The 8,452-nt window shown below is 66.9% G+C and carries 9 protein-coding genes; 3 read left to right on the forward strand and 6 right to left on the reverse strand.

Going from position 1 to position 8,452, the window contains the following annotated elements; translation table 11 throughout:
* The first annotated feature begins 281 nt into the window (after positions 1-281).
* Both ABL57_RS17865 and ABL57_RS17870 read left to right on the forward strand, forming a co-directional pair.
* Positions 282-1,235 (forward strand): ABC transporter ATP-binding protein, encoded by a 954-nt coding sequence (locus ABL57_RS17865; RefSeq protein ID WP_047804816.1) that lies wholly within the window; start codon positions 282-284, stop codon positions 1,233-1,235.
* Positions 1,235-2,473, forward strand: coding sequence for an ABC transporter permease (locus tag ABL57_RS17870; protein WP_047804817.1), 1,239 nt, complete (start codon positions 1,235-1,237; stop codon positions 2,471-2,473). Before ABL57_RS17865 ends, ABL57_RS17870 begins: the two co-directional genes overlap by 1 nt.
* A gap of 103 nt (positions 2,474-2,576) precedes the next feature.
* Here the strand turns inward: ABL57_RS17870 and ABL57_RS17875 are convergent, their stop codons facing one another.
* On the reverse strand, positions 2,577-2,885 hold the full coding sequence (locus ABL57_RS17875) for a DUF4193 domain-containing protein (RefSeq protein ID WP_047804818.1): 309 nt from the start codon (positions 2,883-2,885) through the stop codon (positions 2,577-2,579).
* Positions 2,886-3,069: 184 nt separating this feature from the next.
* Here ABL57_RS17875 and ABL57_RS17880 point away from each other — a divergent pair, with 184 nt between their 5' ends.
* A complete protein-coding gene (locus ABL57_RS17880) occupies positions 3,070-3,351 on the forward strand; it encodes a hypothetical protein (RefSeq protein ID WP_047804819.1) in 282 nt (93 codons plus the stop codon).
* 220 nt (positions 3,352-3,571) lie between these two features.
* Here the strand turns inward: ABL57_RS17880 and ABL57_RS17885 are convergent, their stop codons facing one another.
* The 5 genes from ABL57_RS17885 to ABL57_RS22470 form a co-directional block, all read right to left on the reverse strand.
* Positions 3,572-3,823: a hypothetical protein gene (locus ABL57_RS17885; protein WP_047804820.1), complete on the reverse strand. Its 252-nt coding sequence runs from the start codon at positions 3,821-3,823 to the stop codon at positions 3,572-3,574.
* A 404-nt stretch (positions 3,824-4,227) separates the two neighbouring features.
* The gene (locus ABL57_RS17890; protein WP_047804821.1) at positions 4,228-5,685 is read right to left on the reverse strand and encodes a hypothetical protein; all 1,458 of its coding nucleotides are present in this window, start codon (positions 5,683-5,685) and stop codon (positions 4,228-4,230) included.
* Positions 5,682-6,014 carry a helix-turn-helix transcriptional regulator gene (locus ABL57_RS17895; protein WP_047804822.1) on the reverse strand — a complete coding sequence of 111 codons (333 nt, stop codon included), beginning with the start codon at positions 6,012-6,014 and terminating at the stop codon, positions 5,682-5,684. The genes ABL57_RS17890 and ABL57_RS17895 overlap by 4 nt, the downstream gene beginning before the upstream one ends.
* Positions 6,015-6,017: 3 nt before the next feature.
* Complete coding sequence (locus ABL57_RS17900; protein WP_238986111.1) at positions 6,018-6,983, reverse strand: tyrosine-type recombinase/integrase; 966 nt, start codon at positions 6,981-6,983, stop codon at positions 6,018-6,020.
* Positions 6,984-7,398: 415 nt separating this feature from the next.
* Complete coding sequence (locus ABL57_RS22470; RefSeq protein ID WP_203225682.1) at positions 7,399-8,334, reverse strand: hypothetical protein; 936 nt, start codon at positions 8,332-8,334, stop codon at positions 7,399-7,401.
* Positions 8,335-8,452: the final 118 nt, after the last annotated feature.

The following is an 8,452-nucleotide window of genomic DNA, read 5'->3' on the forward strand; positions in this document are numbered from 1 at the left end:
TGATCCTCCCGACGGGGGAGGTAGCGGATGGGCAAGGACTTCTAGGCTGGAAGTTCACAGACGCCAAGACGACCCGGGGCTTGTGCGCCGAAGCCAGAAGCGGACATCGGCAGTCATGGACACCGCCTCCACCAGGAGCAGAGCCGATCGGATCGGAGCTGTGAAGAGGCCGTAGCTGCGCCTTCGCTGCTGCTTCGAATTTCAGACTCTTCGTACGGGTCCCGGGTTGGCGACACGGCCGGAGGAGCAGCAGTGGCAGCAGGTACGGCAGTGGGGGCGGGATGACGGAAGCACTGGTGCACATCGAGAACTTCCAGATGGTCTTCGGGGCCACCACGGTGATCGAGGACTTGTCCTTCGACGTGGTGGCGGGGGAGACCTTCGGGTTCCTCGGCTCCAACGGGTCGGGGAAGACCACGACGCTGCGGGCGCTGCTGGGGATCTACCAGCCCACCGCCGGGGTCCTGCACATCAACGGCAAGACCTTCGAACCCGCCGACGGCGCCCGCCTCGGGTACCTGCCGGAGGAGCGGGGGTTGTACAAGAAGGAACCGGTGCTGGAGACCATGGCCTACTTCGGCCGGCTGAAAGGTTTGGACAAGGCCGCCGCGAGGGCCTGGTCGCTGGAGTACCTCGAACGCGTCGGTTTGGCCGAGAAGGCGACCGCGCGGCTGGACAAGCTCTCGGGGGGTCAGCAGCAGAAGGTGCAGTTGGGGGTGACGATCATGAACACCCCGGAGTTGTTGATCCTGGACGAGCCGACGAAGGGCTTCGATCCGGTGAACCGGCGGCTGCTGATGGACATCATCGAAGACCAGCAACGCGCAGGAGCGACGGTGGTGATGGTCACCCACCAGATGGAAGAGGTCGAACGACTGTGCGACCGGGTGATCCTGCTCAAGGACGGCACCTCCCACGCCTACGGCACCGTGCGGGCGGTGCAGGAGCAGTTCGGGTCCACCACCTACCGGGTGACTCACACCGGTGTGGTACCAGCTTCACACCACTACACCGTGGTGTGCAGCGCAGCGTCGGGGGAGGAGCAGGTGTCCGAGCTCGCTCCGGCGCCGGGTGCCGATGAGGCCACGGTGCTCACGGAGCTGGTGCGCGCCGGGGTGCCGGTCTCCGGGTTCACCACCGCCCGGACCTCGTTGGAGGAGGTCTTCATCCGGGTCTACGGCGCCGACAGCCTCGAGGCGGCCACCCGGGTCGAGACCGTGGGGGTGGGGGCCTGATGGCGCAGCACAACCTCTCCACCGTCGTCGGCTTCGAATTCCTGCGCACGGTGCGCAAGCGGGGGTTCTGGATCGCGATCCTGGCCGTGCCGGTGGTCATCGCGATCATCTTCGCCCTGTCGTTTAGCTCCAACTCCTCGATCAGCGACTCCGCGGAGGCCCAGGCCGAGGCCGAGATCGCCTTCGCCTACACAGACGCCTCCGGAACAATCGCCGACGAGCTGGCCGCCGCCTACGGCGGGCAATTTGCCACCGACCCCACGGCGGCGATCGAGGCGGTGAAGGCCGGAGAGCTGGACGCCTACTTCGCCTACCCCGCCGACCCGGCCACGGAGCCGATCGAGGTGACCGGAGCCGACCGGGGGCTCTTCGACAACGGCGCCTATGAGGCGGTGGCCGAGTCCCTGCTGACCACCGCCGCCCAGGCCCAGATCGGAGACCCTGGTCTGGCCGCGGCCGCGGCCGGCGACCTGGCGGTGGAGTCCACGATCTACCGCGACGGGGAGGTCACCGGCGGGTTCACCGAGGCGATCGCTCCGTTGGGGTTGCTGGTGGTGTTCTTCCTGGTGATCGTGATGCTTTCCAACCAGATGCTCAACTCCACCCTGGAGGAGAAGGAGAACCGGGTCACCGAGATGATCCTCACCACCGTGAACCCCACGACCCTGGTGATGGGCAAGATCCTGGCGGTCTTCGCGGTCGGGGCGGTGCAGATCCTGGTGCTGCTGGCCCCGGTGGTGATCGGCTACGTCTTCTTCCGGGCCCGGTTGAACATCCCCGACCTCGACCTCGCCTCGCTCCGGTTGGATCCGGGGACCATGGTCGTGGCGTTCCTGCTGCTGATCGGGGGGTTCGTGCTGTTCACCGGGGTGCTGGTGGCGATCGGGGCGATCATGCCCACCGCCAAGGACGCCGGGGTGATCTTCGGGCCGCTGATCTTCGCGATGTTCATCCCCTTCTACGCCATCAGCCTCATCATCTCCGACCCGGATGCGCTGATCGTCCAAGTGTTCACGTTCTTCCCGCTCACCGCCCCGGTGACCGCGATGCTGCGCAACGCACTTGGCACTCTCGATCCGCTGACCGCCGGGATCGTGATCGCGGAGCTGTTCGTGTTCGGGGTGCTGGTGCTGCGGGTGGCGGTGCAGTTGTTCCGCTACGGCTCCATCGCCTACACCGACAAGCTCAACCCAAGGGTTGTTCTGGGGCGCCGGCGGACGGCCGAGGTGAAGAAGTAGCCTCCGCAGGCCACCTCACAGGTGAGTGGGCGGGCAATGACTCGGGCCCCGGCGCACGATGCGGCGGGGCCTGAGTCGTTCGTTCCGTCGGTGGTCTGCGGGTTCAGTCCTCGCAGTCGGTGCAGTACCGCACCTCGCCGGTGCGGCGGGCCAACTGGGAGCGGTGCCGAACCAGGAAGCAGGAGGCGCAGGTGAACTCGTCGACCTGCTCCGGGACGACCTGAATCGTCAGTTCTTCGTGGGAGAGGTCAGCCCCGGGCAGGTCGATACCCTCGGCGGTGTCGAAGAATTCAGCGTCGATGACCGCGGTCTGGGTGGTGGCGCTGGCACGGGCCTGGATCGCCTCCAGGGACTCGTTGGCCGGCTCGTCCTCGGGCCGGGTGCGCGGAGCGTCGTAATCAGTAGTGGCCATGATCTGGTGCGTGCTCCTTCGAGCAAAAAGAGGGGTATGGGCACCGACCACAACTGGGACGCAGGCCCCGCTATTCCGAGAATGTGGAAGTGTGACACGCACCCTCACCTAGTTGTTGACACATCAAGTTACCAGAGTGTATGAAATAGACTAAAGTCTAGATCCAGTCCGAGGAGGCACTCTGATGGCAGGCGCACTGATCACGGTCACCGCCGGTGCCGGCGCTCTCGCGGCCGCGGTGGGCGCGGCTGGCCTGTGCGGGTCCATCCAGGCAGGCCACGTGATGGACCCGACCGCCATGGCTTTTCTGGTGGCCGGGGTGGTGCTGCTGGCCATTGGATTCGTGGCCACCTTCGAGCACCAGTCGCGCCTGTGGGCCCATCAGATGGACGCGCAGCTACAAACGCGCCGACGCGATCTGCGGTCGCTGGGGATCATTCCGGGTCAGTCACCTCAGGCGCACTGACGGGCACAGGGGCGCACGGTCAGTGAGTCCTCGACGAGAGCTCCTCCTCACCCCATTTACATATGGCCCGGTTCTCGGGCACCGAGCCACAGTGTCGGCGGCACGTGAAATCCGGCCCCGTGGCGGCAGGCGGAACGTGCAGGAAGGGGTCAGTTGTCACTCGCCGTTGACGGGGGCTCTCACGCTCCCAATGGGGATGTTGTCACTGAAGAGCAGTGGGTCAGGAGTCGTCGTCCTGGCCCCACAGCCAGTGCAGGTAGATGGCGCCCCATCCCGGGCCCAAGGCGTCCACCAGGGCGTTGGCCACCGTGCGGGCGTCCACCCAGGGGTGCCGCTGACCGATCCGCGTAGCTTCCTGGCAGATTCTTTCGGGATCGTGCCCCTCGTGGTGAAGGGCGACCGCGGTTTCACTGATCCGGGCCTCGAAGAGCCGTCGCTCCGTCAGGTGCACGGGCTGAAAGGTGATAGACATCCGACTCCCTCGGAATAACGATCGCCCAAGGGAGCCGGAGCTGCTCCCACGAGCAGCTCCGCAAATGGTGGAGACATAGTAAGCAACATCACACCGGAATGGCTATTCGATGCTTTACCCAATGTGATATCCATCGAGACGCCCTCCGGAGCGGCGCAAGGCCCCCAGGGCAACGGTGCAACGAACTCGGGACAGTCGCACCCTCGGGTGTCATCTCGATCTGACTTGCCCGCGGGGCGGACACAGGCGAGGTCCGAGGGCGCCGCTTGCAGTCGCCGGTTGACCCACGGACACTGCGTGCGAGGCAATTTGTCCTAATGAGTGCTGGCCTTACGTGTTCGAGACCGGCGTATTCGATCGCCTTCTGAGTAAGCAGGGCGGTTCGGGGCGGGGGAGTCTGGCGGTCAGGGGCCGGTGCTTCTGTTGGTGATGTAGTCGGTGAAGGTTGCGCCGGCGTCGCGGCGGTGGCGGTCGGTGACGGAGTAGCTGTAGTGGAGGGCGTCGGCCACGACGGGCGCGGGCATTTCCAGGACCAGGGCCCGGAGTGCGGCGTTGCGGGCGCCGAGGATCTCGATGCCGCGCTCACGCAGGGCCATCATGATCGAGTTTTGGTGCATGTGCTGTCCTGGCCGGGTGCCGGGGAAGAGCCAGGTGTTCTGGCGGTGCGCGGAGGTGTTCGTGTTCGGCAGGGCGTTCAGGTGGGCGCGAACGATCTCGTCGAACGGGGGCGGGATCTCGAGCCGATCATTGGTGAAGGCCACGGTGAGCCGGTCTCCGGTGTCGTGGACCTGGTCCAGGCTCATGCGCGAGATGCGGGTGAGAGGTTGGCCGTAGAGCAATAGGAAGAGGGCGGCGACTCGTTGTGCCCCCGGGATCGGCGCCGAGGGATCGGTGAGGGCGCGGATGTGCGCCAGGCGTTGGGCCTGGCTGATGACCGGTGTGGTTTGGGCGGTGCGGTAGGGAAAATCCACGGCCGGCAGGTGTCCGTGCTCGGCAGCCCAGCGCACGAAGCTGCGGGCCAGGCTGCGGGTCGTGGGCCCGTCGGTGAGCCAGGAGTCCACGTCGTGCTGGGTGCATTCCTGCGGGCAGTGCCCGCGTGCCCTGAGGTGGTCCAGGAAGCCGATGGCCATGGTGGTGGACTGCTTGGCGGCCAGGAAGGTGCCCTTCTTCAGCGCCCCGGTGCTCTCGAGGTGGCGCATCCGATTTAGGTGGGTCCAGCGGGCGTATTGGCTGATCAGCAGTGCGTCTGGGGCGGGCATGGCGCCGGTCTTGGTCTGCAGCCAGGTGTGGAAGCCCTCGATGTCGAGGTTCACCGGCTCCAGCAGCTGGTGTTCGATGCACAGGGCGCGCAGGAAGGCGACCTTGGTCGCTGACGGGTGGTCCCGGAAGGTCTCGTGCGTCAGGGGGACATGCCCCTGGGCGATGTCCCGCAGCAGCTGTTCGGCCTGCGGGTTGACGGTGAGCCAGATCCGGGCGCTGCGTGCGTTCTTCTGCGAGGTCAGGGCGGTGAACAGCGGCCGTAGCGGTGCGGCGATGGTCCCGGTGCCGTCATCGAGCACGGTGGTGAGGTCATCGGCCAGGCAGCAGTGCGCGCACAGCCCGGTGCGCACGGGTTCGTCCTCGCGCCCGCACCGGGTGCAGCGGAAGTTGCTCGGGATCCCGGTGCAGTCGGTGCACGCCGGGGTACCTTCCAGGAGGCCGGGCAACAGCCGGTGCTGGGCGCAGCCGGGGCAGGTGCCGTGGATGCGGGTGGCCCGTTCGTAGCAGCGCCGGCAGATCCGCCCCTCGGGCCAGATGACGACGATCCTGACCCCGGTGCGGTGGCAGCGAACGCAGCCACCGCCGTGGGCGGGCCTGCTCATTCGGGCCGGTGGATCCGGGCCCGGATCGGGCGGATGGCATCCTTCTTCGCGATGCCCGCCTCGGTGCCGGTCAGCCGGTGGCGGGTCTCGGTGGCGACGACGGTGGTGGGGCAGAGCTCCTCGAAGGTGCAGTCCAGGGCATCAAGCAACGCCGCCAGCAAAGTCAGGTTCATCCGCTCGGGCGTGGACCCGATCAGCCGGTAGATCTGGGAGGCCGACAGACCCACCCCGCGGTCCTGCAGGAGGGGGATCAGGTCAGAGAGGTTGTTCATCCCACGCGCGGCCATGATCTCTCGTAACCGCCAGGTGTACTCCACATGCCGCTTCATCGTTCAGGACTCCTTGTCAGTGCCGGTGCTCGTCGCCGCCGCGGCCATACGTGCGATGGCCCGGTCCACGACCCGGGCCCGGTAGTCGGGGGACAGGCCGGTGTAGATGGAGGTCGTCGAGGCGTGCTCGTGGCCGACCTGCTGCTGGATGAAGAACGCGTCATAGCCGATCTCGACCAGATGGGTGACGTAGGAGCGGCGCAACGAGTGGAAGTCCAGATCCTCGTCCAAGCCGGCCTCGCGCTTGACCTCGGTGAACGCCCGGCTCAGCGAGTCCGCCGTGATCGCGGCCCGGCCACGCTCACTGGGCCACATGCTCGTCGACCCCGCCGGGGCGTAGAGGGGACGGACGTCCTGCCTCCACTGCGCCACGCAGTCAACCGCCCAGCCGAACTCCGGCACGGTCAGCACGGCCCGGCGCTTGGGCGGGGACCCGCGCATGGCCTTGCCGTGCCGGACGTAGACGATCCCGGCCCCGCCGAACTGCCTCGCCTGCGGGTTGGTGGCGAAGTCGACCAGATCCAGGCTGCGCACCTCATTGCGGCGCAGCCCCCAGGCGTAGGCGACCTTCATGATCGTCGCCGTGCGGAACGCCGGAATCCAGCCCTTGGCCCCGGCCCGACGGATGCGCAGCACCCGCTCGTCGGCGCAGTCGAAGAGGTCCTCGAGCTCATCCCGGGTGTAGGGGCGCTTGCCCGGGGACCCGACCGTGTCCTGGGCGTGCCGGGCGGTGTTCCACTCGTGGAAGACCTGCGCGGGGTGATTCCCGAACCGGTCCCAGCACTGCTCAGCCCACCCGTAGGCCGGGTCCGTGAGGTACTCCAAGAACATCCGCAGCGCGTTCTGATAGCCCAGAACCGTCGAGCGGGCCGCGCCCTTGAGGGCCCGCAGTTCCAGGAAGAACTCGTCCACGGTCCCCGCTGTCCACTCCCACGGGTAGCAGTCGGCGAACTGGCGGAACCGCAGCACCGTCGACCGCCGCGCTTCGACCGTGCCAGGGGAAAGATTCCGCGCGAACTGCTGGGCCGCCCAACCATCCAACATTGCGGCCCACACCGTCTCGGCCTCGTGGAGCACACCCGTCCCGGAGCGCAGTAGGGCCGGCACAGCACCGGCCGGACCCCATGGATCGTCTCGCATAATACGCGAAAGCTTCGCATGAAACGCGAAAACCGGTCAACCCCCACGGAAACCGCAAGTCAGAGCACGGTCCGCCAACCACCCTTGGAACCTCGAGACTTCACGCGGGACCAATACCGCCTCCCCAGACCCACCACAATGGCTCGGTGACGGGGGAGTCGTCCCCGCTGGCGAATTCGCACATTCCGCCAATATGGCGCCTTCTGATGGGAAAATGCGTTACCCGTTTCTTCGGTGATCGAGGTCATCGGGGCTGTTGGCGTTTCAGGTCGATGTAGTCGGACATGGGTGTGGCGGATCGGGCGGCGTGCTGGGCGATGATGTCGGGGCTGTAGCCGAGGAGATCGATCAGGGTTCGTGCGTCGACTTCTTGAGTCAGGTCGCGCAGCGTGGCGTTGCGGGCCCGTTGGGCGTCGATGCCGAGGACTTTGAGCCTGCCGGAGAGAGTGTTCGGGTGCAGGTGCCGGCCTGCTCGGGTGCCGGGGAACAGCCACGGCGTGCCGGTGTTGATGGTGTTCTGGTGCCCGGGGTCCTGCAGGTGCTGCCAGAACACCTCGGTGAGCGCTTCGGGAATGGCTGTCGGGGTGGTCCCGAGGGTGAGGAGCATGCCGTCCGGGGTGGCCGTGAGGTCTTCCCGGCGGAGCAGGACGATCTTGTTGAGGGGGTGGGCCCACAGCAGCAGGATGAGCCCGGCCAGGCGGGTGGAGCTGGTGACCTGGCGGTGTTCGAGGCAGTTCCGGAGGAGCTCGAGACGCTGCGTCTGGGTGATCATGGGCGTGGAGTGGGCGTTGCGGAACGGCACCTGAAGTGCCCCGGTGCGGTGGTCTTGGTCGTGGTTGAGCCAGCGGATGAAGGCCCGGATGTGCTTGCGGGTGCTGGGGCCCTCGCTGAGGTAGTCGTCGATGTGGAGTTGGCGCAGTTCATCCGCGGTGACGTGGTGGTGTGCTCGTAGCCAGAGGAGGAACTTCCCGGCTTCGGTGATCTCTTGTTTGGCCGTATGGGTGCTGGCCTGAAGATCGGCATTGGGATCGGCCGCCTGGGCGCGGATGCGCTCGAGGTGGTGCCAGGTGGCGAAGCGCTCGATGAGGTGGGCGGTGCCGTCGTCGGGGAGGCTGTCGATCCTGGTGGTGAGCCAGTGTTCGAACCGTGCGAGGGTCTCGTTGCCGCGGGCGTCCATCATGCGGTGGTGGACGAGCAGAGCCCGGAGGTGTTCGGCGGCGTTCGAGCGGGGGAGACGGTCGAAGGCTTCGTGGGTGAGCGCCAGTTCGCGGGCGCCGATGGCAATGCCGATCTTCAGG

It is taken from the genome of Kocuria sp. SM24M-10, assembly GCF_001027955.1.
Lineage (GTDB): Bacteria > Actinomycetota > Actinomycetes > Actinomycetales > Micrococcaceae > Kocuria > Kocuria oceani.

Bases quoted from the DNA above. Each gene is read 5' to 3' on its own strand.
- ABL57_RS17865 (WP_047804816.1), top strand. From the start codon at position 282: ATGACGGAAGCACTGGTGCACATCGAGAACTTCCAGATGGTCTTCGGG.
- ABL57_RS17885 (WP_047804820.1), bottom strand. From the start codon at position 3,823: ATGTCTATCACCTTTCAGCCCGTGCACCTGACGGAGCGACGGCTCTTC.
- ABL57_RS22470 (WP_203225682.1), bottom strand. From the start codon at position 8,334: ATGATGGACGCCCGCGGCAACGAGACCCTCGCACGGTTCGAACACTGG.
- ABL57_RS17890 (WP_047804821.1), bottom strand. From the start codon at position 5,685: ATGAGCAGGCCCGCCCACGGCGGTGGCTGCGTTCGCTGCCACCGCACC.
- ABL57_RS17895 (WP_047804822.1), bottom strand. From the start codon at position 6,014: ATGAAGCGGCATGTGGAGTACACCTGGCGGTTACGAGAGATCATGGCC.
- ABL57_RS17875 (WP_047804818.1), bottom strand. From the start codon at position 2,885: ATGGCCACTACTGATTACGACGCTCCGCGCACCCGGCCCGAGGACGAG.
- ABL57_RS17870 (WP_047804817.1), top strand. From the start codon at position 1,235: ATGGCGCAGCACAACCTCTCCACCGTCGTCGGCTTCGAATTCCTGCGC.
- ABL57_RS17880 (WP_047804819.1), top strand. From the start codon at position 3,070: ATGGCAGGCGCACTGATCACGGTCACCGCCGGTGCCGGCGCTCTCGCG.